The 25,815-nt window shown below is 38.2% G+C and carries 22 protein-coding genes; 10 read left to right on the forward strand and 12 right to left on the reverse strand.

Annotation, left to right across the window (positions count from 1 at the left end):
* The first annotated feature begins 178 nt into the window (after positions 1-178).
* A complete protein-coding gene (locus tag V7K48_RS20755; protein ID WP_335075096.1) occupies positions 179-1,324 on the forward strand; it encodes a hypothetical protein in 1,146 nt (381 codons plus the stop codon).
* 315 nt (positions 1,325-1,639) lie between these two features.
* On the opposite strand, the gene V7K48_RS20760 is transcribed toward V7K48_RS20755, so the two are convergent.
* Positions 1,640-2,542 (reverse strand): hypothetical protein, encoded by a 903-nt coding sequence (locus tag V7K48_RS20760; protein WP_335075097.1) that lies wholly within the window; start codon positions 2,540-2,542, stop codon positions 1,640-1,642.
* 356 nt (positions 2,543-2,898) lie between these two features.
* On the opposite strand from V7K48_RS20760, the gene V7K48_RS20765 reads away from it, so the two are divergent.
* Positions 2,899-3,789 (forward strand): eCIS core domain-containing protein, encoded by an 891-nt coding sequence (locus tag V7K48_RS20765; RefSeq protein WP_335075098.1) that lies wholly within the window; start codon positions 2,899-2,901, stop codon positions 3,787-3,789.
* Between the two features lie 167 nt (positions 3,790-3,956).
* Here the strand turns inward: V7K48_RS20765 and V7K48_RS20770 are convergent, their stop codons facing one another.
* A complete protein-coding gene (locus V7K48_RS20770; RefSeq protein WP_335075099.1) occupies positions 3,957-5,225 on the reverse strand; it encodes a DUF4255 domain-containing protein in 1,269 nt (422 codons plus the stop codon).
* A gap of 268 nt (positions 5,226-5,493) precedes the next feature.
* On the opposite strand from V7K48_RS20770, the gene V7K48_RS20775 reads away from it, so the two are divergent.
* Positions 5,494-7,266 carry a serine/threonine protein kinase gene (locus tag V7K48_RS20775; RefSeq protein WP_335075100.1) on the forward strand — a complete coding sequence of 591 codons (1,773 nt, stop codon included), beginning with the start codon at positions 5,494-5,496 and terminating at the stop codon, positions 7,264-7,266.
* Positions 7,267-7,602: 336 nt separating this feature from the next.
* Here the strand turns inward: V7K48_RS20775 and V7K48_RS20780 are convergent, their stop codons facing one another.
* The 10 genes from V7K48_RS20780 to V7K48_RS20825 all read right to left on the reverse strand — a co-directional run bounded on the left by V7K48_RS20780 (position 7,603) and on the right by V7K48_RS20825 (position 18,574).
* The gene (locus tag V7K48_RS20780; protein ID WP_335075101.1) at positions 7,603-9,909 is read right to left on the reverse strand and encodes a COG1470 family protein; all 2,307 of its coding nucleotides are present in this window, start codon (positions 9,907-9,909) and stop codon (positions 7,603-7,605) included.
* A gap of 86 nt (positions 9,910-9,995) precedes the next feature.
* Entirely contained in the window at positions 9,996-12,251 is a 2,256-nt protein-coding gene (locus V7K48_RS20785; protein ID WP_335075102.1) for a hypothetical protein, read from the reverse strand.
* 74 nt (positions 12,252-12,325) lie between these two features.
* Complete coding sequence (locus V7K48_RS20790; RefSeq protein ID WP_335075103.1) at positions 12,326-13,915, reverse strand: FHA domain-containing protein; 1,590 nt, start codon at positions 13,913-13,915, stop codon at positions 12,326-12,328.
* A gap of 9 nt (positions 13,916-13,924) precedes the next feature.
* Positions 13,925-14,074 carry a DUF6760 family protein gene (locus V7K48_RS20795; protein WP_334972515.1) on the reverse strand — a complete coding sequence of 50 codons (150 nt, stop codon included), beginning with the start codon at positions 14,072-14,074 and terminating at the stop codon, positions 13,925-13,927.
* Entirely contained in the window at positions 14,071-14,448 is a 378-nt protein-coding gene (locus V7K48_RS20800; protein WP_335075104.1) for a phage tail assembly protein, read from the reverse strand. Before V7K48_RS20800 ends, V7K48_RS20795 begins: the two co-directional genes overlap by 4 nt.
* Before the next feature lie 41 nt (positions 14,449-14,489).
* Complete coding sequence (locus V7K48_RS20805; RefSeq protein WP_335075105.1) at positions 14,490-14,870, reverse strand: hypothetical protein; 381 nt, start codon at positions 14,868-14,870, stop codon at positions 14,490-14,492.
* A gap of 20 nt (positions 14,871-14,890) precedes the next feature.
* Positions 14,891-15,382, reverse strand: coding sequence for a phage tail protein (locus V7K48_RS20810; protein ID WP_335075106.1), 492 nt, complete (start codon positions 15,380-15,382; stop codon positions 14,891-14,893).
* A gap of 21 nt (positions 15,383-15,403) precedes the next feature.
* Positions 15,404-15,859, reverse strand: a complete 456-nt coding sequence (locus tag V7K48_RS20815; RefSeq protein WP_335075107.1) for a phage tail protein — start codon at positions 15,857-15,859, stop codon at positions 15,404-15,406.
* 90 nt (positions 15,860-15,949) lie between these two features.
* Positions 15,950-17,617, reverse strand: a complete 1,668-nt coding sequence (locus V7K48_RS20820) for a phage tail sheath family protein (protein WP_335075108.1) — start codon at positions 17,615-17,617, stop codon at positions 15,950-15,952.
* Positions 17,618-17,701: 84 nt separating this feature from the next.
* Positions 17,702-18,574, reverse strand: coding sequence for a Pvc16 family protein (locus V7K48_RS20825; protein ID WP_335075109.1), 873 nt, complete (start codon positions 18,572-18,574; stop codon positions 17,702-17,704).
* A 241-nt stretch (positions 18,575-18,815) separates the two neighbouring features.
* On the opposite strand from V7K48_RS20825, the gene V7K48_RS20830 reads away from it, so the two are divergent.
* The 7 genes from V7K48_RS20830 to V7K48_RS20860 all read left to right on the forward strand — a co-directional run.
* Positions 18,816-19,937 (forward strand): sensor histidine kinase, encoded by a 1,122-nt coding sequence (locus tag V7K48_RS20830; protein ID WP_335075110.1) that lies wholly within the window; start codon positions 18,816-18,818, stop codon positions 19,935-19,937.
* 110 nt (positions 19,938-20,047) lie between these two features.
* Positions 20,048-20,722, forward strand: a complete 675-nt coding sequence (locus V7K48_RS20835) for a response regulator transcription factor (RefSeq protein ID WP_335075111.1) — start codon at positions 20,048-20,050, stop codon at positions 20,720-20,722.
* Between the two features lie 427 nt (positions 20,723-21,149).
* Positions 21,150-23,291, forward strand: coding sequence for a substrate-binding domain-containing protein (locus tag V7K48_RS20840; protein WP_335075112.1), 2,142 nt, complete (start codon positions 21,150-21,152; stop codon positions 23,289-23,291).
* Positions 23,269-23,862 carry an FHA domain-containing protein gene (locus V7K48_RS20845; RefSeq protein WP_335075113.1) on the forward strand — a complete coding sequence of 198 codons (594 nt, stop codon included), beginning with the start codon at positions 23,269-23,271 and terminating at the stop codon, positions 23,860-23,862. Before V7K48_RS20840 ends, V7K48_RS20845 begins: the two co-directional genes overlap by 23 nt.
* Before the next feature lie 319 nt (positions 23,863-24,181).
* The gene (locus V7K48_RS20850; protein ID WP_335075114.1) at positions 24,182-24,421 is read left to right on the forward strand and encodes a hypothetical protein; all 240 of its coding nucleotides are present in this window, start codon (positions 24,182-24,184) and stop codon (positions 24,419-24,421) included.
* Positions 24,421-24,939 carry a phage tail protein gene (locus V7K48_RS20855; protein ID WP_335075115.1) on the forward strand — a complete coding sequence of 173 codons (519 nt, stop codon included), beginning with the start codon at positions 24,421-24,423 and terminating at the stop codon, positions 24,937-24,939. Before V7K48_RS20850 ends, V7K48_RS20855 begins: the two co-directional genes overlap by 1 nt.
* A gap of 17 nt (positions 24,940-24,956) precedes the next feature.
* Positions 24,957-25,815: hypothetical protein (locus V7K48_RS20860; RefSeq protein ID WP_335075116.1), on the forward strand; the 859-nt coding region annotated here is incomplete at its 3' end.

Here is a 25,815-nt window from a genome sequence, read left to right on the forward strand (position 1 = left end):
TAACTATTATATGTTGGAGGCAGCTAAGAACGAGTAGATCAAATTAGAGCGATCGCTTACGGATACTGAGGTTAAAGGATGGGTTTAATTTTTAATTTTAATTGATATTTTATAATTTATCTGTTCACTTGAATGTAAAAATAAATAATTAACTTTTGACTTGAGCGAGGATATTGTTATGACTAGCCAACTTAATATTTCTAACAATAAAACTAGAAAAGAAGCATCACCTTTATCAGACACTCCAACGCCCGCAATGTTTGAGTTGCATCCATTTGTAGTGCAGTCCAAAAGCGACCATCAGCTACAGCTACAGCAACCTGACTTGAAGACATCTTTGATGCAAGCAGAAAAATACGGACATCACCTAAATAAGTTTCAACCACGACCTTTTGTAGTGCAGTCAAAAAAAGATAATGTACAGCAACCAGATTTAAAGACATCTTTGATGCAGACTGAAAATTATGGTTATCATCTCCACAACATGCAGACTGGTGGTGATTCAAATACTACAGCAGTACAGGCAAAAAAAGCTAGAGAAAGTGGTAATGCAGAAGTCATTCAAATGGTAAGAGCTCCAAAGAGGCAACGTACCACTTCTGGCAGATCAAGAACCCCATATTCACGACCAGTAAACTCACAGTCACAATCAAGAACCACATACTCACCAGGTCAACATGGCTACAAAACACGTGAGCAGCAACGGCTTAGGGATGAGTACAAAATTCCCATAGATGGTAATAGCACACATCAATCGGAACACACAATAGGTTTTGAGCCGTTGAACCAAACATCAGGTTTAACGCGGAAACAAAATGGCAAATTGGAAAACAAGGCACCAGCTTATCAAGAGATGTATCAACCCCACAGGGATCACATTGGAACTGGAACAAAAAGCAGGGCTGATGCATCAGGTTTTAACTCAGAATCATATCGAAACTCTCAAAGACATCTGCTTGAATCTGGAGATGTAAGTAGTGCAGTGCAAATAAATCAGCTAGGATATGCTTTCGATCCAAACTTCCGAAATAAGGCTAGCACTCCACAAGGATTAGCTGCAACGAATTCTTACAATACAATGGTTAATAATATGCAGCAAGTAGAATATGCCCAAGGAGCTAATAACGTAACTGTTCCTGTTAATCGATTAAAGCAGCAAGAAATGCTACTTGCACGAGAGGCGGCAACAACCGGGGAATGGCCTTCCCAAGTTCGACGAGCAAATTTCAATTATAACCGAACAAAAATGGAAAATCAATCCAACATTCTCCTACGTGGGCAACAGCGCCAACAAGAACAATTAAGCGCTATGGACTTATCGTAAAAGTAAGTTTATCTAGTTTATCTAAATAAAAAACTTTGTACAATATTTTTTCATATTTGTCTGAATTACCAGCAATCATGAATAATAAATGGGGTGCTTTCTTATTTACTTGCTTACGCTGCTACATTGGGCTATATATAAATACTTGTACTAAGCCAAAATCATTAATACTCTATTTCTAGATTCTCTGTAGCTCTTAATTAAACTACTGGAACAAACTACCGCGCAAATTTCCTATTTCTGGGAGTACAGACGCTATAGCTGCTAATCTTGCTCTTTCTTGTGAGGTATTCACTATTTATGGTGGTAAATTTTTCATTGCATCTTTTGTAAAATCAATTGTTCACCACCTTGTTTTGCGACAATGGCTGGGTCTAAATCTAGCCTTGCTTGAACATGTTCTTTTACCTGTCTATCTTCGTTAATTACTTGGTCACGAACTAATTCTGCGGCATTTTTTAATTTTACCTGGTGCTTGCTATCTTCAGCTTTGCTAGTCTCAAATTTATGAGTATTAGTTACAGGGATTTTAACCGCGCGCTGGGTAGTAGCAAATCCTTTGCGATCGCCCAACATATCCATCGCTTCTCTTTTAGCTAAATATTGACCGCGTGACCCTATTTTTGTAGATGCAGTATTTTTATGCTCGTTGTATGTAGAAGGAGGCGACATAAATTTTTGTTGATTGTTCTGTTGGACGCCGCCGCCAGAACCTGCTAAATTACTCTGAGTTGGTTTATTTAACAATCTTGTAACTTCCGGGTCATGATGAGGCAAGCTTTCTTCTGTTGCTTTATTCTCAGAAATCTTATTTGTTGCGAGTGATGTTAAATGCTCATCCGAATTTTGCTTTTTTTCTTTATCTTTTGATTTGGAAGTTTCCGTTGCGCTTTCAGTTTTTTCAGCAAAGTCTTTTTTTGGTTCAATATTTATATCTTTTTGATTATTAAGAGTTTTTAACCCACTAGCACCACTCAGCACCTTCTCTATTACTTTTTTATTGTTAGTCAACTTATTTGTCTCTAAGTCCATACCCGATGTTAGCTTTTTTTTCTCCTCTTCATCTGTCGATAGCATTTGTATTGGTGTAGTAGAAATCGCACATTGAATTTTATCAAGGTGATGACCGTAACGTTCTGCCTGACTTAGAGATGTTTTTAAGTCTGGTTGCTGCGATCGCGTCTTTAATTGCATAATAAACGGGCAACCTTGAAGCATTCCCGAATTTTGATTGGTTAGGGAATGCGGCGTTTTTTTCTTATTTCTTTCCTGGATCTGGTACACTCGGCTATATATACAGATACTCTGACTAAGCTTTAATCATTAATACTCTATTTCTTCTATATTAAAACCATTATTAAGTAAGTCAACAGAAAAGATTAGACTTTAGTCTAATCTTTTGCAGGATTTTCAGCAAATCAATTGAGCTATAATTTGGGGTATTGCAATTCAATTATAACTTAGAATTTAATCTCACTAGTTTTGGATACTTGGTAGTAAGCAATTTATCGCTGATGTAAGCAAGTCGCTCCGATTAATATATTTATTGTTCAATATTATACCTGGAAGCAACAATGAGTACTCAAAAACTTCTTCAGAAAAAGTCTACCTCAACAGACACTGCAACCTCAGATAATCGATTTGAAGGTCGTGGGTTTGCCGTGCAAAACAAGTCAGATAACGAGCAATCAGACTTAAATACTCAACTAAAGCAGGCAAAGCGCTTTGGTCACAGTATTAGCCAAATGAAGTCAGAATCTGCTCAACCTTCAAAACAAAACCAAACTAGTCAAAATTCATCCTCTGGTTCTCGTAGTTCCATGCCTGCACCAGTAAGATCAAAAATGGAAAATTCGTTTGGAGCAAATTTTGGCGATGTCAGTATCCATACAGATAGCCCTCAAGCTAAATCGATGGGTGCGTTAGCTTTCACTCAGGGTAGCAATGTTCACTTTGCCCCTGGACAATATAACCCGCAAAGCTCTTCAGGACAAGCACTGTTAGGACATGAACTTACCCATGTTGTACAACAAAGAGCCGGAAGAGTAGCTGTACCACACCAAAGTAAAGGTGCCCCGATTAATGCTGACCCCAGCTTAGAAACAGAAGCTGACCAAATTGGAGCAAAAGCTGCTCAAGGTCAGCAGGTGCAAGTTCCTGGGGCAACTAGTAGCTTCAAGACTATCCCGCCAATCCAGAACAGCACCGAACCCGTTCAGTGTTTCTTACCCTTGTTAATGGGTGGGTTGAGAGCCTTAGGAGGAATGGGAGGAATGATGGGAGGAATGATGGGCGGTGGTCAACAACAAGGTGGTGGAGGCGGAGGTATGATGTCAGGTCTCGGTGGAATGCTTGGCGGAATGCTTGGTCCGCTTGGAGGAATGGCAGGGAGTATGTTAGGTGGCGTTGCTGATAGCTTCATGGGCGGTGGTGGCGGTGGCCAACAACAAGAGCAAGAAATGTAATTAGGAATTTGTTTTTGGTGCGTGACGCTGTAAATAGTAATGTCAGGTAGATTATTTTTTCGTAGCGTCACGCACTCTACATTAAGGCTCATTTGTTGGGTTTGGTTCCTCCACCCAACAAATGATCAAGTTTTTTTTGCTTAAGTTAAGTGTCATTCAACCCGAGATTATTTAATTGTAATTCGTGGCGAGTCGTACTCCCCACTTTGATTTTTATATAATAGACTCTCTGCCCCATCTACTTTTACCCGCACTAAGTATTCTCCTAGTTTGATGTTTTGAAGAGGTATTGCGATCGCATCAGCATCTTCTGTTTGTGTCGGTACCAAACAAGAGTATGTGACTGGCTCATTATTTGATATTCGATTTAGTTGTAATATCACTCTTTGGTCTTTACCAACTTTTGGACTAAATTTAACGCTGATATCTATTGAGCGTAAATCCTCATCATTTCCTTGTAAAGATGTTGTATGTAACGTCTCTACGGTAATTTTTGGATGTAGCACAAATGGCATAACGTTTGATTCGACAAGATTATGTTGCTCTTTACTGACTAAGCTCTCATGTATAATTTGTACAGATTGCACACCTACGCATAATGGAGGTACTTGTATACTTACTTGCGTGTCTTGAACATCAAAAGGTGTGAATAATTTATCTATATTACTTAGTCTTACTTTAGTTATATCACCGCGTAATTGTTTACCCTGAATCAATAGCGTACTACCTACAGTAATATGAGCTTCGACTTGTGCGGGCATCGTTACTTTTTCGATAATTGGTTCAGACAACATCAAGTCAAGAACCTCTAATTTCTCGGTACTATCACTCTCTATCAAAACCATTGATACTTGATAAGTAGCCGAAGGTCGATAATTTGTTTGCAGGGCAGACCAGATTCTGGAAGTTTCTTCCATAGTCAAGAATGCTGGACTAACTTTCATCTGCCCAACTTTAAGAGCTAAATTAGATACAGACAAACCTGTAATAGCCTGTGAAAATACGCTCGATGTACTTGTCTCGGCAGCATTTTTTAAAGCATTTTCGATAGTTTCAGATGTAATATTAGGTAATTTATGTAACATTTGCATTGCGTAACCTAGTAAAATCTCCGCTTGAAAATCTTTAGGACCATAAGCCGTTAATACATAGTGTAAGTCAAGAGCTAACGGTGGATTGGTCGAGTTTGTGTTACTAGTGGTGTAACGACTGCGGTATTCTTGAGATATCCAATCAACGTTACGATTTTGCGTGACATGATATAAAAAAAGGTTAATTTGCGCGCGCTCGTCACTTCCCACTTGAACTTTATCCGGTGGCAACGCTGTTACAAGTACATCACCAACACTAGCTGCTATGGCATCACTTACTAAACCATTTTCCAGCAAGTTTTTTATTACTGCCGTGACGGTGGCTATAGAGAGGGCATTACTCATCCTGCTTCCTCATCGTAATCCCATAAATAATAATACCTAACAATAATAATTATGTAGGTTGAGTTCCCTTTAACGAAGCCAACTTACGGATTTTGGAGATATTTTGTGATTTAGACAAAAGTATAATGTCAAATATATATATAATATATTAGTATCGCCTTAACGCGAAAATAGATGATTATTAGTATACTTATCAATTATTATCTAACTATTTAGTACATCAGGTTACTCAAAAAAGTTTATTAAAAAATAGGATGGGTTTGCCCAGATGAACTCCCCACCATCAAATAATTCTTGGATAGGTCGCTTGATTGGTGATAGCCAGCGTTATCGCTTGGATAAACGTCTAGGTGGAGGTGGTATGGGAGAAGTTTTCCTAGCCACAGATATGCGCGTTGGTAAAGATGTAGCACTCAAACTGCTCAAGGATAAATTGGTCGCATCTGGTGAGATGAGAAAACGGTTTGAGCGGGAAATTGCAATATGTGCTGCTTTGCAAAGCGACCACATTATCGGAATTAGTGACTGTGGTGTTACTACAGAAGGTTATCCATTTTATGTCATGGAGTACCTGCGTGGGCAAACGCTGCGTCGATTATTAATGCGCGAAAAACAATTACCACCGGAACGTGTGGTAAAAATTATGACACAAGTGTGCAAGGGTTTGCAGCTTGCCCACAGAGGGGTAGTCATGCAACGCGATGGGAAAAACACAGAGCGCATTAAGGTTATTCATCGCGACTTAAAACCAGATAATATTTTTTTAGTTCCTACAGACATTGGTGAGTGGGTAAAGATTTTAGATTTTGGGATTGCCAAAATTTACAATGAGTCTTCTGAGCAAACAAATCTTACTAAAACATTTATTGGCACATTTCGCTACTCGTCACCCGAACAAATTCAAAACAATAAAAATATAGATGTATCTGCTGATATCTACAGTTTGGGAATCATTATTTATGAAATGCTTAGTGCTGCAGACCCTTTTGGTTTGAGCATTCAAGGTAATAATATCAGTGAACCTTCATGGTTACTTGCTCATAGTTATGAACCACCTAGACCGTTACGTGAGCAACCTGGGTGCGAGCAATTGTCCCCAGAGTTAGAAATTGTAGTAATAAAATGTCTCGAAAAGAACCCAAGCAACCGCTTTGCATCGGTGGAACAATTGAGTCAAGCGTTGCAAGCTGCTATTACTATAACCAAAGATACTAGTTTTAAGCCAAGTCAAACTATAGTTCAAGTAAAACCACTGCAACGACAACCGCAAAACATATCTCAACTAAATTCCAACGACGAAACAGTTGCTAGACCCTTACAACTGTCACCCGAAAAACCATTACAACCAAATTCTAACGATGTAACAGTTAATAAGCCATTGCGACCGTTATCACAAACATCTCAGCCCGGTTCCAATGACGAAACAATTAACAAACCATTGCAACCACCATCGCAGCAACCTGCATCTAATCTACCTCCACAACAGGCATCCGAAGGTACTATTATGCAGAAGCGACCTTCTAATACTACACAAAAAGCACCCGACGAAGGTACTATTATGCAGAAGCGACCTTCTAATACTACACAAAAGGCACCCGACGAAGGTAATATTTTGCAACCGGGCGCTGGTAGTGGTGACAGACAACCACCAGATAAAACGTTATTTCAACCACGACCCATTAGCAATCCTGGTAGACAACAGATTGTCGATAACACGATTATGCAACAGCAGCCTCGTGCTGCGAATAGTCAACATCTGGGAAATCCACCCCTAAATAGACCTGAAAATACAATATTCCAACAACGACCTGCTTCTAATCAAAGGCAACAGCAGATACCAGAACAAACAATCTTTCAGCCAAGAAGAGATATAGTAACATCTCAAAAAAAATCTCTTAACACCTTGCTGATTGTAAGTATGATTTTAGCGATCGCACTGACACTAGGTATTATTTTTTACCTTATTTCTAGTAGAATTAATAATAATAATCATAGAAGGGTGCCGACATCTCATTATTATATTGAAGATAAATCCGTTTAACTGTAATTTAAAGAAAAAGTGGCCGCTTTAACCTGTCCTAATATTAAGTAAAGAGTTGACGCATTCATTGACTACTTACATCAGTAAGAGGTAAAAGTAAAGCGCTTTTGTCAATCAGTTAAAATACTCAAAATATTATTAATATAAATGATAATCGCGGCTGTGCAGAGAAGGAGTAGGCAAGCGACGCTCGCTTACTCTCTCTCTTTTTAATTATCATTATCTTCCATTTTATAACGCCTACTTGTCTGCGATCGCACCCTGTCCACTGTTTCATAGCATTAATGCCTGTAATGTATATCTTTCTTGCTTTCAGCTTTTCTTAGTGCCATTCCTCTATAGTGGTTTTGAACGTGGAGAAATAGGAAAAGGTTTAAAGATATTTTGTGTGGGTGAGGGAGCAGGTGTAACTAAGTTAGGTGTCGGAATGGGTTTTGATTTAACGGTGATAAAAAATGCTCTTTCTTCCTGTTTACCATATGCGTCAGTTACTTGAAGTGCGACTCTTTGTGGAAAGTTACTGATATTAATAAATGATTTTGTGTCAATAGGTTTTACATTTCCATAGGGGTCGAGTTTAACTTGAATATTTTCTCCTTCTACGTTCCAGCTTAAAGCAACGTTCTCTCCTTCATTTAAAACTATATTTGCCTGGTCTATACTATTTTTGCCATTTATTTTGAAAAAGGCAATCTTGAAAGGTTTTGCTAGCATTTCAATTTTACTGTCAGCTTGTTTGGTACTATTTCTATCAAATACCTTAAAAGTCTTAACTATTATTTCGGGAGTAAAAACTCCAACTTTATTGACTAAAATATCAATATTGCATTTGAATTTTGGATCTGGAAGATTTTTTTGACAAATATTCTTGGTTGTAGGGTTGTTAATGTCATTACCTTCTTTATCTTGAAATTGTATTTTTACAGGCTGAATAGCTTCTAAATTATCAGCAGTTTTGAAATGAATTATCACTTGAAAAACTAACTCTGGATGTGTAATTTTCCAACTCAATTTTACTTTCTCACCTTTTTGATATTGGCGTTTATTTGCTTTTAATTCCGTTACTTCTGCTATTTCTTTTTTTGTAACTTCAACTTCAGCGGTTTTGGGAGCAGTTTCAATTATACGTTTAGAAAAAGGTGAATTTTGTAGATAAGAAGCTTTGAGTTCAAAAATGTATTGACCTACTGTGTTAATTCCAGTAGAAACGCGATTACATATTAATTCTTCTTGGGTTATGTTACAGGGGGGATTAAGATTATTCTGATTTTTATTAATTAACTGATTAATACTATTGTTATCATAATTGAATACTACAGGCTGATTACTTGGTGGTTTCTTAGTTATCACTACTAAATTTTTCAGTCTCTTATAATTATCAATTTTCCAGTTTAAGTTAACTTCATTACCTTCAGTTATTTTTGGGTTATCAGTACTAAATTCAATTCTTAACGGGTCAGGATGTAAAAGTCTCCAAATCATATATGCAATCCCTGCAAATAACCCCAAACCCAGTAAAATTAATAGTAAAAATTGCCACCAAGGACGTACTTTCCATGATAAAGTGCCTTGAGGAGATACGTTAGCCAAAGGATAGCTTTGCTTATCTGTAATATTAACTTCAAAATTGATTGGTAAAGGTTGACCGAGAAATGGTCGGCGCCACCAAGGACCTGGTTTAACTAGTAGAATTGCTTTTTCAGTTATATTGGGTAATAATTTTAATTCAGTAGGATTAAATTTGTAAATGCAAATTTCTTCTTCATCTCTTGTTTTCGCATTAAAAAATAGTTCCCGTATCAAGTTACCTTGATTATTAAATACTAATTCATAAATACCCTCTTTATGGCCAACTTTTCCTAAAATAGTATGAAGTTCTATACCTAACTGATAGTTTGCTGGTAAATTAATGTATATCAAATCTAGCAGTGTTAAGTCAGGATTATTTTCTGAAAGCAAACGAATCGTTGGAGAATAGCTACCAGCAAGAGTATCAATAGGAGGACGAAATTCTAAAGAGATTTCACCTTCCGAATTAGGGTTAAGTTCCAGTGCGCTAACATCAAATAAGCCTAATCCTTCAAACTTACTAGCAGGGTAAGATATTTTAAACCAATTTTCATCTAAATCTGGACAGGTCAAGCGAAATCTGTCTACACGGCTGGAGCGATTTTCGACTTTTATCACCACTTGTAAAGGTTGGTCGAGTCTATAAGTTATAAGTTTATTTGGATTTGTGGCAGGTATAATCGAAAAAGTTGGGTCAAAAGCGCGGATGACAGTTTGTTCTTTGAGCAAAACTTTGAGTTGCCCAGGAAAATTTATTGGAGTATCTTGCGGATAATGTTCTGGAGAATCCACGACAAAAGTATAATCATAAGTACCCGCTAAAGCATCAACTGGGATTTCAAAATCAAACGTAACTTCGCTGCTGCTTTCTTTCGGCGCCACTGCTAAACTAGCTTTTGGAGAAGCAGACCACCCACTGATTTTTTGAAATGTCTCATCAAAAGTAAAAAATAAGTCGATAACAGCGCTTTGGTCGCCCTCATTAATCACGACAGCATAAAGTGATACAATATCTCCTGGCATTCCATATTGAATTCCAGGCGGATTGATAATAACGGATAGTGGATTAGACATATTATTAAAGTACTTGTTATAAAGTGCTAATTTGCCACCTAAAATTTTTGTAGAAACGCAATATATTGCTTCTTTTCTAGAAACATTTATTTAATCTGGTGTAGTCTGACTTGAAAATCTTCACTGCCACTAATCACAATTCCTTGACTGCTTTTCACGTCAATACTTCTAATTTTTTTAGAACCTGGGAAAATAGTTATGCCTTTTGGTGATTTTGTTTTATCGAGTTGATGACTGGAAGTTAAATACCATACAACTACTCGTCCGTCATCTCCACCACTAACTAGAAATTTACCTTCTTCACTAAATGCTAAAGTTCGTATAGGTTTTTTTGACTCATCTTGCCAATGGTCTAAGAGTTTACAATTAGAGTCATTGATTTGCTGTTGATTATTGTTGCTTGTAAGTTTGCATTGTGTTAAATCCCAAATTGCAATTAATCCAGCCGAGTCAGATGTTGCCAGAATTTTTTCTGGTGAGTCAGGAATAAAAGCTAACGAGAGAACAGAGTCATCTTGTCCACCTCTTCCATTGCCATCTATTTTTTCCAGTCTTTCGACTGATATATTTTGAAATGGGCTGTTAAGTTGATTTTGATTTCGAGATAAAATTAAAAACCGATTAAACTCACCTGAAACAACAAGCATTTTATCGTCAGGACTCAAAGCTAATGCCCAGATTGGAAAACGTGTTAGTTTTTGCCGTTCTTCTAAGTCGATGACTATCGGTTCTTCGGGAAATTTTTTAGTAGTAAATTCTCTCGACCATACTCTTACTTTGCCTTTGCCCGAACCACTGAATAAATTAAGTGAGTCTTTGGTAAATGCTAAATCAAATACTTTATCACTTTGTTCTTGAGAATCTTGGAGTGTACTAATTATTTCACCAGTGGATATCTGTCTTAACTCAATTTTTCCATTTTCTAGACCAATTGCAACACTGTTGTTTTCGACTGGTACGAACCTTACAGCTAGAATTGGGTTGTTGGCAAATGCTAATACTCCTTTAGGTTCTCGAGGTTGAACACATTTGGATTTTTGCTCATTGGGTTTTGATTTTAGTGTTACATTTTCATCTGCTTCTAAAGAATCTGTTCTGATTCTCCAAGACCTCAATGTACAATCATTAGAAGCACTAACAACAGATGAGCCAGTACCGCTACCGATAACACGAACTGAATTGACGGAAGCTGTATGTGCAATTGCTTCTTGTCTAAATAGTAAAGCTAGTAATACTGCTAGCAATGCCAGAATAGCTAATTGCAACCATAGAGGTATAATTGGTAAAACTTCTAATTCTAAAGTTTGAGTGGCAGGGTCTGTACTGCCTAACCTTTGGTCAGATAGTTCTGCTTTTGCTTCTATAAATATAGTTTTTCTGATTCCAACCCAAGGAAGTTTTGTTTTAACATCTAAAATAACTTTTGCTGTCTCTCCTAAATTCAGATTTGTGATTTCCGGAAACTTCTTAAATGTACATTTTCGCCAATCTCTACCCTGAATTTGCACATTAATTTCTTGAAGTAAATTGCTGACATTTTTAAATAGCAATTCATAGGAAACATTATTCGACTTCCAGTGCGGCAACCACGGGCGCCGGGAAGGAATTCTTTGCTTGTTTTGTGGCGTGCTAAAATTAATATAACCAACAGGCAGTATTTCCAAGTTACCTTCTGCATTAGCTGGGTAACTATTATTGCTCGTAGCTTCAACAGTAAAAAGATAATTTAAACTAGGTGCTTGAACTACAGAAGGTGGCTCACATCTAAAACTTACTTCCATTTGACTACCAGTATTTAAGGTGAACTGACGTTCAGCACTGTTAGTCACCCAAGAAGCATCGATACCTATAAAACGCAACAGCACATTACTCGCGACTTGTCCCTGATTTCTAACTCGTACAGGTACATCTATAACGTTGCCAGGATATACTTGAAACATGCGTATTGGTAATTCGACGCTAATCTGGATTGGTTTATTGTCTGGCTCAATTTCCAAACGCAGTAGGAGTCTACGCTCTCGTGCTAACTGAGGAGAAAATATTTTTACAGACAGGTTAACTGTACCAACGAATCCGGGAATTGGTGTATTAAAAATAAATACTTGGAATTTAGTGCTGCTACCATGAGGTTGAGCCGCAGCAACTTCTGGTTCGAGACGATACCAACGGTAATTAGGATTGCGGATTTCCCCGGCAGCAACAATTTCTAATTGAAAATTGGCAAAGCGATCGCTATCATTATTAACAGTGATTTCAAAAGAAACCTCCAGTTTATTTGGTCGATAAGTTAAGCTTTGCGTTGAAAGACTAGCACTTATAAGATTGTCACTATTACTATTCATTTTTATTACAATTTTATTAATATTCGATGTTTAGATTCCCGACTTCGGAAAAAGTGTCGGGAATCTTTGCTACGCTAATTTTTCAAGTTTTTGAGATAATAAAGAATAGCTTTTGCAGTTGGTAAATTAGTAGCAAGTAAAACATTGTTGATATTACATATCCTCAATAATGCTTCTTCACTTGCCTGACCAGGTTGAGGCGCCATCATTAAGTCTCTGAGAAAAATCACTGCGATAATTTCTCCAGAGTTAACTAATGAGTTAATTGCTTGATACCCTCCCGAATTGGCTGGAGGAATTTCTTGGGTAACGCTTAAACCTGTTTGTTTATACAAATCATCGCTGAAAGTTTGCCATGTTCTCGTTAAGCAGTACGATAAAAATTCTTCGTGTTCAGACACTAATTCTACAAGTTCAGATTTTTTGCTATCGTGAGCGACAATCACTATCTGCTTTTCTTCGAGAATTTTAGCAACCTGTATTGATGGTTCTTCTAATTCTTCTAGTTCCACGTCGATTTCTGGACTTGTAGCTATTACCTCTTCGCTGTGTAGTTCAGGGGCTAAAATAGAAGCTTCAGACAGTAATTCTTCCTTTACTTGTTGAGATTGTGTATCAAAATCCACATTTTCTCTGTCGCTGTTTATTGCTTCTATAATTTCGCTTTCTTCCTGATGTTCTGCACTATCTGTAACGTCATGCTCTTCGCTGATATCCCTGAGTTGAACAACTGTATTTTCGGCAGTATGAGGTATCTGATTATCTTCGGACTCAGCAACATTCTCAGTTTCCTGAAGAACATTACTTGCAATATCATCGTCAGCATCACTGACTTGAACTATAGTAGATTCGGCAGTATGAGGTATCTGATTATCTTCGGACTCAGCAACATTCTCAGTTTCCTGAAGAACATTACTTGCAATATTATCGTCAGCATCACTGACTTGAACTATAGTAGATTCGGCAGTATTAGGTATCTGATTATCTTCGGACTCAGCAACATTCTCAGTTTCCTGAAGAACATTACTTGCAATATCGTCTTCTACTTCGTTTGTTTCTGTGGTTTCGGGTATAGATTCGGTAGAGCGAGCAGGTGTAGCAATATCATCTGGCTGAATCAACGTTGGCTCAAAATGTTGTTCAATTTCTTCAGACGTATTAACAATCTCTTGCTTTTCTAGACTTTTCTGATGAGGACTAATTTCCTCGGCAATAGGAATAGGTGCAACCGATTCATTATTAGTAAGTTGTGCTTCCTGGGGTGTAGCACTGGCATTTTGTTGACGCCAGTTAGAAAATACCGAAGGATTAATGATTCTAACAACTGTTTCGGCTTGCTGGGAGTCGGGCATTTCATCTTCCAACATCAGCACAAAATCACCGATGCGAATAATATCGCCATCTTTAAGCTGGTATGAATGATCTTTCTCTGCTAATTTGCCGTTGACTATCGAGCCATTCCGACTACCAACGTCGCAGAAATAATAATTTCCTGCTTGAGCAAAAAATTTACCATGCAACCGACTAACATCAGTGCTATCGAGAACTAAATCAGAATCTGGGGAACGACCAATTAAACATTCGGTTCCTCGTCTGGTCGTGAGAGTTAGGTCAACTTCCTCGAATTCACTTTGTGCTGGAGATGTGGAAACTTTTACTTTCATATTGATGTTCTAGTTGATTTTCTGGTTAATCTTATTTATTTCCGTTACCCATCGTTGACGAGTAATGTGTTCTAGGTTTAAAATATCGTCTTGCGACCAGTGAAAATGGTAAGCAATAAAAGCTACTTCCTCATATAAAATATCAGAGGGGTAGCTCATGACTCCCCCGCTAACTCTAACCTCACGTTAAATTGCGTATCACAGTGTGGGCAATGCGCTGGGATATGTGTATTAGATTGCTGATTGATTCGATTGTAAAATTCTCTGAGGTAAGAAATATCACGCAATACTAACTCTTCGAGTTGTTCGGGAGTCACAGAGTTTAAACTACCTAAGCGCGAAATGACGCGTGAAAGCATAATTAAGGCGCCGTAAGCTGGATTATCCTGAACTTTACGTTCTTGCTGCACCCAAAGTTCATCTTTGGCAGTAGCTAAACGCATTACACCATGACGATGTATCCGGTCTTGGGAGTCAATTAATCCTCTAGGGAGCGTAAAATTGAATTCAGTACAAAGTTCCTTACGGCGCATAAATAATAATGTAGAGACGTCCTATACCACGTCTCAAATTCTTAATTTTGTGGAATTTTCAGATTCCCGACTTCTTCGATAAGTCGGGAATCTGAAACCTGGGGTTGAGAATCTAAAACTGGGGGAGTTGCAGGTTCCAAACCGTTGATGTGACGGTAAAAATCTTGAAGATAATTTAAATCCTCGCTAAAGAAGTTCTCTACGATCGCAGGAGTAACTTCAGATAAGGCACCTAAACAAGTAATTACACGTGCCAAAATAATAATCGTGGCATAAGCTGGATTAGCTTTAACACGTGGGTCACGTAAAGGAGAAATTTCGTCTATTGCTGTTGATAGGCGCATCGTACCTTTACGATGGAGGTTGCCGTCAGAGTCTATATACCCTTTAGGCAATGTAATCTCAAACTCTGTAGCAAACATAGTCTGTATTCAACCTCCAATTATTTCACCCGTTTAAATTCCTCAAAAGCGACTTCGACTTCCTCAATTTCTATTTCTGTACTGCGGGCGTTAACATCGGCAATTTTGTAGCGAGTAGGCCAAGCACCTGCTAATTCAAACCTGGCAACTTCAACACTTGCTTGATTGTAAATCGACAAAGCAACCAGTTTTCGTTGGTTTGCCCATCCACCTGTTTGCACTTTGTCAAACCAGTTCCAAAAATCTATTGAGTTGGTCATACCCCTACGAAGAGTAATATTGCCACTCTTAACATTGCCTGGAATTTTGGTTCTAACTGCTAAACCTTTAGATTGTCCGCTTCCCGAACTTTGGGAAGTAACTTCACAAATTTCAATTACATCCTGCGTTCTGGTAAAACCTTGACATTCCAAGAAGTAAGCATCAGGACTTTGTTGCCCGTCTAGGTCTAGTCCTAAGTAGAAACGATGTGCCGTTAGAATTTCAAGATTTTTTCCACCTGCTTGTACCACCGTTTTACTCCACGCTACTTTTTACTGGGTACGTTTAATTCCTTCATGAACCAATTCGATGGTTTCATTTGCCATATCGCCACCAGATGCAGTTAAAGTGGGTCCTGTATATTTACAGGGATAACACTTGTCTATAACCCAACGTGCTTTTGGCGTACCTTTTTGGTCGTAAGCTGTCACTGCACCTTCCTTACGATTCTCAGTCCATTTCCGAGGGTCTCCCATGTCTTCGTTACACTCTTGATACCACCTATATAGGTCTATATCATCGGTCGCTATAACTTTTATTGTTATGTTAGTAAATTTAACGACGGTTGGTGTTGCTTGCCGCGAGATTTTTCCTTGCTTAGATGAGCCGTGAACTTCTTGTGCAGGGGTATTTTCTATACCCAAGCCACTGATTTCTTTGATGAATTTATCTGTGATATCGCCTGCTGAAAAGTAAAATTTACAAGCTGTCAGAAATTCTCCTGGCATGATGTTTTAACTCCTTTGCAATTAGTTATTTGCTCTTTAAAATTATTCGTCAGTAACGTAATTCCGTTAGAGATGCAATTAATTGCGCCTCTACTGTTGTTCGTCGTCTTCAATACCATTCCACTGACTAATACGGAGGATGACGAATTCTGCTGGTCTAACGGGACATACACCGACTTCGATATATAAACGACCTAAAATCATAGTGTCTGGTGTATTTATTTCTTCGTCGCATTTGACATAGAAAGCCTGTTCAGGTGAGGCGCCAAATAATGCTCCTTCACGCCAGATTCTTTCTAGGAAATTACTGACAGTTCGTCGCACACGCGCCCACAAATCTTCGTCATTTGGCTCGAATACTACCCATTGAGTACCTAGTTCTAAAGATTTTTCGATATAGCTAATCAATCTCCGAACACTGATATAACGCCATTCAGTTTTATCGGGTTCAACCAATGTCCGGGCGCCCCAAATCCGAATGCCTCGATTCGGAAATCGACGGATACAATTTATACCTTTTGGGTTTAACAGTTCCTGTTCCCGGAAATTGGTGTCGTAGTCTAAACCAATTACACCTCTAGGTACTTCATTAGCAGGTGCCTTGTAAACTCCGCGAGTTTCATCGGTACGACCCCAAACACCCATAACATGTCCACAAGGAGGAACACTGATCGGGTTGCCGCGATCGCGTGGGTTAGCGACTTTAATCCAAGGATAATAAAGGGCACCGAACATTGAACGGCGATTAAATCGGTCCAACCATTCTACAACCTGCTGCGGTTTAGGACAGTCAGGAGGAGAATCAAGAACTACCATGCGGTTGGGTGGGTTGGGAATATCCCCAGTGTTGGCGCCTTCACACATGCTAATCATCAATTCCATGATGCCATGAACTTGGTCTAAGTTCATCAATCCTGATTGATACACACGCATTAAGTCAGGACAAGCAACCATTGTGATTTCATCGATTTCAAATAGTCCGCGTACCCCTGTACGGTCGTCGCGTACACCCTCAATATCACTGGAAAGAGTATCGGGTGCCGTGGCAACTATTGGTGCTGCAAGTTCGTATTGACCATTCCCAGGACGACGCGCTAAAGGTTGTCCAGTTTGAGAAATGTCTTCAATGGTTATAAACATTGAATTTCGCAATGCCGCAACTGCATAAGTAGCAAATTGAGCATTGCCTTCGCGGTTCATTGTTAAGTTGTCGTATTCTTCGAGAATTTCATCTCCTCGACGAATTTGCACCTTGAAGTATTCGCCTGTATTTGGTGGGGCAGACCCATCTGTTGCTTCTGGTAACGCACGAGGTCCACTATCGCTAACCAAGATTATAATCGTGCCTGCTGCAACTTGTTCCGGACGCATACTAAACCGTAGCGAAGGACGATTCCCTCGACCAGTAATCCGAAGTGAAGTCGGTTGCGGATCTGGTGGTTTGGAGCTGCTGGGTAAGGAAGTACCAATACTAGTAATCCAGCAGCGACCACCACCATTCATAAAGTAGCCATAAACTGCAAAAGGCAAATAAGCATTGAAATCAGTAAAACCATCCGAATTGAGACGGGAAAAATAGTTTAAAAACTGTGTCCAGTTAGTAACAAGCATCGGCTTGAACAATTCAGCCCCACCGCGCACATCTTCAGTAAAGCCCACAAATCCGGCAATTGCCGTACTAACACCTTCGATTGGACGACTACCTCGGTCTATTTCTTCGATATAGACACCCGGAGCAAAATAATCAAGTCTTGCCATGAAAATACCTCGAATATAAAATTTAATCAACCATTTGTAAAGACGCGATATTATCTCGCATCTATAATGCAGAGTTCCGCGTCTCTAGGCGGGATTTAAGGAGATTTCTTTGAAGGTACAGCTTAAACCATCTACCAATGCATTGACTTGACGGGGCAAATATCCCGGACTGTTGATTTGTAATACGTAGTTACCATTACGAAGGTCTTCAAAGTAGAACAACCCCTCCTTATTGGTAGTAGTTGATTTTTCCGTTCCGATTACCTTAACTTTTGTTTCCTTCATCGGTAAATTAGTAACAGCATTTTTGACTATTCCTGCGACTACTACCCGCTTGGTGAAACTTTCAATACTTCCATTTCTATAAACACTTCCATTTTCAAGTTCAAGTTCGGGTTGAAAATTATTTTGCAGTCCGATAGTTCGTTGCCAAACTAAAGACACTAAAGATACTTGCGGCTCTACAGGAACTGTCACCATCAGATACAAAGCTGGACGTAAAGCGATAGTTAGCGCACTCCACAAAGACCCAGCTTCGATTTGCGGTTCTACAGCAACCGTCATATTCAAATTTCCATAACCCCGCAATTCGGGAACCAGAAACTCTTCCTTGAGGGCACGGTGGCGCAGTAGCAGACTTAAAGCTTGCGAAAGCAGATAATGTTCACTTAAAGCCGTTCGATCCCAAGCCGTTAGTAGCATAGAAACATCAAACCAGGTCGGAGACCAATTCACAGAAGCAGGTTGCAAAGCTTGTGTTAACTTGCGTTCAACTTGCCTTCCCGAATGTTGGATTTGCTTACTCTCACGAATGTCATAAACGTACAAATTGAGAATCGAGCCTCCACCTTCTTCTTTACGATTACTTGGATGACTAAACTCAATTTGCTCCGTACTAGAAAGCGATGTTCCTCCAGCGAGAATTCCTGCTAGGGTTTGAAGAATAAAAATAATCATGTAAGCATGATGTCCATACTTGCTACTAACGTTTCTTAGATATATCTAGGTTATATGAATGCAAACTCTTGTAGTAATTAGACTTTTGTCGAGATTTCATCCAAACTCGAAATTTATTACAAAATATGAAAATATATGAATAAATGTTAAGAATACTGCTATTTGCTGCGTAAAATGACGTAATTATCTAGTAATTAAAAGTAAAGGAAAACTAATATCTAATGTAAAAGTGAGTAAAGCAATGGCTGTCAGCTTCTCTCTCGAAAAAGAAAAAAGTAACTGTGATGATTCACACGCACTTGTTACAGAAACTTTAATTGGGCTACAAGCAGAACAACTTACCTTTCATTCCCCGATATTTTTTGTACGTATAGTTTGCTACAATCAGTTACTAAAAAAATTTCAAGAAACAATTGAATACGCAGATAATCAACCTCGCTTTTCTCAACGAGAGATAGCATATTTACGGTCGGAAGCTTGGTTAACTGATTTTCCCCATGTTTGGAATGTACATGAATTTCAACTTCCCCAGTTTCCAGAATCTTTTTCTTACATCTGTGCGATCGGCTATAGAAATCAAAAGCCAGAATATATTCAAGTAATCACTCACGCACCTCTTTCAGCAAAATCGCGGCATTACGTCAAAAATGCAGCCCAAATTCTCAGTAAATATATAGATACATGCTCAGATAATTTTCAACAAAAGTCTAAGACTGAGATATTAGAACATCTGCTTCACAAAGTCGGTCATGAATTGCGAAATAATATCGCTTTAGTAAAACTTTACGCACACAATTTATTTTTGGGCTTACAAGATAATTCTTGGCAAGAGCAAGCAGCAGTCATTTGCGAGAGTGTGAATGATTTAGATACCAATCTAACCAATATAATTTCCTGTGGTCAAGAGTCAAATTTAAAAATAATTCATCAAGACCTTAGAACTTTAGTAGACGAAAGTATAAAATACCTTCAGCCGTTAATTAATCAAAAACAATTAAAAGTTAACATTCCTGATACCTCTGCTACATTACCTTTAGATAGGTTACAAATGAAGCAAGTTTTTGATAATTTACTTAGTAATGCAATTCACTTTAGTCCTAATTGCGGCGTCATCACCTTTAGTTGGCAGGCTTTTCACGAAGAAGTATTAATTAAAATTTCAGACCAAGGGCAAGGAATTTCACCCTTAGATATGCAAAAAATTTTTAATCCGTTTTATTCGCTGCGCCCTGGTGGTACAGGATTAGGTCTAACTATAGCCCAAAAAATCGTATTAGACCATTGTGGAAATCTTTGGGCACATAATTTACCAGGAAAAGGAGCACAGTTTTGTTTGATTTTACCTACTAAAAAGAAATATTAATAAGACGGGCGATTCCGCCCATCCCCCAAGATCATCCACAAGATTATTCATTGTATTAAATTCTTGTGGAGTCGGCATCCTTGCCTGCCCCATCACTAAATGAAAAGATTATGAACAATAAACAAATTTCGATTTTACTTGTAGATGATGAAGAGCGTTTTCGTCAAGGGTTACGAACTCTCTTGAATTTTTATAGTACTAGTGCTTCATTACCTCTGAATGTTATCGGTGAAGCAGATTGTGTTGAGCAAGTTGTGAAATTAGCGGTTCAAAAAAGTCCCGATCTAATTTTGCTCGATTTGGAACTGGTTAACAGTGATGGAATGACAGCTATGGAACGGTTGAAAGATATTTCTTACTCTGGTCATATTTTGGTTTTATCTGCTCATCAAGAAGATAAGTGGATTTTTCAAGCTATGCAAAAAGGTGCCGCTGGCTATGTTTTTAAAAGTCGTGTAGCAAATCAGCTTTGTGATGCAATTAATACGGTACTTAAGTCAGAAATTTATTTGCCACCGGAAGCGGCAAGTGGTTTTTTCCGATGTTTTCAAGAAAATGTAAGTTCCGTCTATAAAGCATCTTTGCAGTTACATCTAACCGAAAGAGAACAAGAAGTTTTACAATTATTGGCTAAAGGCATCTCAAACGAAGAAATCGCAAAAAATCTGTATGTGACTGTTGCCACAGTCAAAGCTCATTTGACCAATATTTTTGAGAAATTGGAAGTTAGTAGTAGGACTCAGGCAATTATTGCCGCTATCAAATTAGGGCTGGTTCAAGCTTAAGCTGTTACGCAACTTAATTGTCTAATACGAGGTTAAGTAACTAAGCTATTATTAGCCACCTATGCCAGTAAAAAACCATCTTTTTGAAGAGCGAAGTAACAGCTATTAAAAATGCTGAAAGAGCATGAAAATTACTATGCAACAGAGAATCTTCTAATTTTATTGTTGATGAATGATCAAAAAACTTATCAAAAAATTTATAATTTAATTGCATTTGTTTAGTATTCAGCAAAAGAATATATAGCTCATAAACTGTTCAAGTCCGAATCCCAGTTAGAAGAGTTGTTAAAGAAATTGCTAAATGTTCACGAAGCGTCTGGAAAAAAGAGAGATTATTATTAAATGGGAGTGCAAGATTAAAAACAAAGGTAATGCTATTTATTAAATTTAACTTTTATACAGCTTATTAATTAACTGACTTTATATTATGTCTTCTACTGAATTATTTTACAAAGAGTACCCCTGTTCTTACAATGCTCCCTTGGATTGCGAGAACATAATAGAAACTTTGCAGGAAGTTAAAGGCGCCAAGTTTTGTTTTGAGTGTGGTTTTCCGGCACTTTTACCAGAGGAAACTGAAATTAAAGGGTATAGAGGCAGCTATCAGATAACAAGGTTTCTCGGTCTACGAGGGTTTGGACGTTTATATTCTGGTATACAGCTAAAAGACAAACAGCCAGTAATTATTAAAGAGTACTTATTACCCAGTCGTACTTTTAACCAAGATGAGACATTTCAACGTAAGGAAACCTTTAAACGTATCGGGGGGATAGATTTAGCAGATGGTCGAGTTCAAAACTTTCGCTTGATTCAAACCTGGGAAGCTATTGGCCCCGAAAAAGGAGAACGCTGTTATTTAATTACTAAAGATATACAACCATCTCAGACGCTAAGACAGTACTTGAAGCAAAATGGTGCAATGACGCCGAGTCAAGTCCGTGAGTTTTTGAGTGAGGTTCTACAAACTTTAGAATTTATGCACACCCAAAAGCTGCGTTTCCCCTCGAATCACGTACAGCGAGGTTTAGAGCATGGCAATATTAATTTAGATAGCGTATTAATTAAAGTTGAAAATAAAGAACGTTTTGTAGCATATCTATGTGATATCGCTGTCTGGGAAAATCTGTTTATTCCTCCTAGCATTCCTCAACCCGCAGCTAAAACGCACATGCAGGATTTAGAATCTTTAGGGTTAGTCGCGTTTCAGTTGTGGGTTGGGCAAACGCAGCTTGACCCTAAAGACCATCAAGCATGGCCCGATAATGATAATTCTTTAAAACAGTTTCTCTATCGTTTGCTTTCTCTCAATACTCCTTATGGAAGTACAGAAATTGCACGTCAAGAACTGCTAAGACTTCCTAAACCCAGTGAAATCAATAATTTCCAACCATCTTCTGACTCTCAAGAACAGAAAAAGCGCTTTCCTAAAAAATATTGGTTATGGCTGGGAGTGCTGGCTTTTCTATTGCTGGGAGGCACCATATGGTATTACTTTTGGCAGCTTTCCAAACTAGATGAAGGTCAATATTTAGAATGGCAAGGACTTGTACAAAATTTCTCTAAAGTAGATAACATATCTTCAGGTAAATTTATTTATACGGGAGAAAAAATTGGAACCTGGAGTTATATTTTAGAACAGGCGCCTGATACCAAAATCAAATTAAACGAGATATTAACCAATCCAAACCCAGATGCAAAAGCAACATTTATCTATGAATCATTTGAGTCTAAGGATATAGCACAAGTTAGTCAACCCATAAAAGAAGTGCAAAAAGTGCAAAAAGTTCCAAAAGACTTTGCAATGACGACTTTATTCGACAATATCACACTTGATATGAATCCAAAGCAAGTTGCTTATGATGGTTTACTGGTGTTTGTCGCATTTAGTCGGAACGGCTTTAGTCTCCATAAAGCATTGGATGGAAAAATCTCTCTTGAAGAACTGCGTGACATATATACAGGCAGAATTAAAGACTGGAGCCAAATTAACAAAAATGTTCCGAGTCTTAAAATTGAACCTTATGTCCCGACTGAACCAGAAGCGATACAGCAATTCAAAAAGCTAGTTCTTAAAAACAATCCACAAGATATAGCTTTATTTGAAGAAATTGCTAAAACTCGAACCCAAAACACAGGTACTACCCAAACACAGATTAGTACTGCAAACAATAACGGACAGACTACTGGGATTATAAGCTTCGGTATTTTTAGTAAAACTTGGAACCAGTGTTCGGCTTATCCCTTAGCAATAGTCAATAATAATGACCAAAAGATTCAACCGCTGTTAGATCCCACTACAAAACGACCACTTGAACCTTCAGATGACTTCTGCGATCGACCAGATTTTGATACCAGAAGATTTCAGCCAAATGGAACAGCAAATTACCCTTTGGGTTATCCACTGTATGTAGTGTATCCTAAAGACAATACTCGTCAGTCAGGAGGTTCTACTTTTGCTAATATGCTACTAACACGTCAAGGTCAGTGTTTACTTACTAAGTCAGGTCTTGTGCCTTTACAACCTGTGCCTAATGATATAAGAAATTATGCCTGCAAATCGGTGCCCTAATCCTAACTGCGAATATTTTAATCGTGCTTTGCCAAACAATGCCAAGGTATGTCCTTGGTGTTCGACTCCCTTAGGTAATGTAATTCCGGCTACACCAAGTAACCCAACCAACCCACAACCAGTTCAACCACAAGCAATACCAGAACAACCAAATTATCAACCTCCTTCTTACGTAACACAAAACCAGGAGCGCGGATACTCACCCCCAACATATGCTGTCCCCTCCGTACCTCCCCCAAGACTGCCAGTTTTGAAACTTGTCCACTATACTGGCAGAGAGTTTCAGTTGCCCGGGGAAGGTGGTTCAATCGGGCGTAGAAGTCAAAGTATGCCAACTCCATCAGAAATTGACTTAACTGGCATTCCCCAAGAAGGAGTTGTTTCTCGCCGCCATGGCCGTATATTTTGGGACTGGTCACAAAATGCTTATATGATTGTTGATACCAGTACGAATGGTATTTATTTAAACGGTAATCTTCTTAATTCCGGTGTATCTTACCGCATACTGAATGGTGATTCTTTACAGCTAGGTCAAGATGGTCTAGTTACTTTTACGGTAGTGGTGATGTAATTAATAGCTATAACTCTGACAAATAGTAGTGCAAAATTAAATATACAATGTCCGCAGCGAAGTGAAGCATAAGCTCTAAAGGCAGGCTCTACCATTGCAATTATATAAATATTTTTGCATACCTCCTACTTAATAAGGTTGAGAAAATATTTTTGGTAGCAAATATAACTTTAACTTGGATTGCGATCGCAAATTTTTGATTCGATATAAGTTCGACCTTTGGCTAGTTTTGATTTTGAAGCTGTCCCTTTAGCCTAGATTTAATAGTAATAGCACTTGAACTATAAATATTAGTGCTTCCATGTGAACAGCAAAAATTATGGACTTAGAGAAAAGAGAAGTCTTTTATACGCCCCTTGGAGACGTTGGTGGTACAGCGGGATATGTTGGTATTTCAGCAGTATCTAATCCAAGCAGAGTATCTACAGATGCTGAAAGGTGTCTAAAAGATTCACTTTTATTAGCTACACTCACTCAGCGAGTGTACGAACTTTTGCTTGAAGATATTCGTAATCAGCGAGAGAGAGTAAGTAACTACGGTCAAAAAAGGTGGTTTTGATGCCAGGTAGTAATAATAGCAACGTTACTCATGAACTAAATTATGTTACAACTAATCGGTTTTATATCGAGATCGAAAGCTCTATCGCTGCGTCTTTCACTGAATGTTCAGGACTAGGGGCCCAAATTCAAAAAAAGGTCATCCCAGAAGGAGGTGTTAACGACCAACAAAGGGTGTACTTAGGACATGTTGAGTTTAATGACGTGACATTGAAGCGGGGTGTTACTGACCATCCAGGTTTTTGGAACTGGATAAGTGAAGTTTTTAATGAACAGGGAAAAACATCTCGACGCAATGTAAATATTTTGGTTTTTAATCAAGCTGGTGAAACGATGATGAGTTGGACACTTATTGGTGCTGTTCCTATTGGATGGAAGGCGCCTGCATTGCAAGCAGACGGAAATACAGCAGCAATTGAGGAATTAACTTTAGCTTATGAAGGTATACAATTCGGGAAAGAAAAAGGTGGGGGTAACAAGTCAACACGGATGAAATCAGGATTTTTTGAGTCTAAATAATACCAAAATAAAACTATATGGATATTCAACCATTGGTAAGTAAAGTTAATAGACTCGGCTTAAGTGAATCTTTATCCCAACCCAATAGATTAACTTTGAGGCAAGAATCTAATCATAGTCTCAGTAATTCTACTTCTCCAATTGCTAATCACACACCGCTAACTACATCAAAATTTTTATTGCCACGTCATCAAAACAATAAATTTTTAAACACTGATTCTTTAGCAAATTTAAATTCTTCGAATGATAGTGATGGAAATATTGATTTATTTCCTGAGCTAGAAAGCTATTATCAAAACGAAGATATCAGTGTTAATAGTATTGATGCATTGTCAGTTCCCAATCAAAGCAGTGTTAATAACAATGAACTAGCGGAGACATTAAGTTCAAATAATTTAAGTTATTTAGACACACTTCTGGATAAAAAAGCAAACAATAAACCGAAATCTCAGAGAAAAACAAAATCCAAACCGACATTAGATTCTAAACCTCAAACTAAAAAAACAACCAAATCCTCCAAGACGAATAAGAAGGGTAAACATGAAGTTGTACCATTACAACAACCTTCAAACCAAAACAATGACCCAATTACACAGAATTTAGAAACAACGACACCTGTTTGTGAGCAAACGGCGTTAACTCCAACTTCTGAAATTGAACCATTACAGCAAGCTACAAATCAGACATTTAACTCAACAATACCAAATCTCGAAACAACGGCAAATATTTTGGGTGAATCTGCATCACCTCCAACTTCTGAAGTTGAACCATTACAGCAAGTTACAAACCAAACATTTAACCCAACAATACCAAATATTGAAACAACGACACCTGTTTCTGAGCAAACAGGGTTAACTCCAACTTCTGAAGTTGAAC

It is taken from the genome of Nostoc sp., from assembly GCF_036919615.1.
GTDB lineage: Bacteria > Cyanobacteriota > Cyanobacteriia > Cyanobacteriales > Nostocaceae > Nostoc.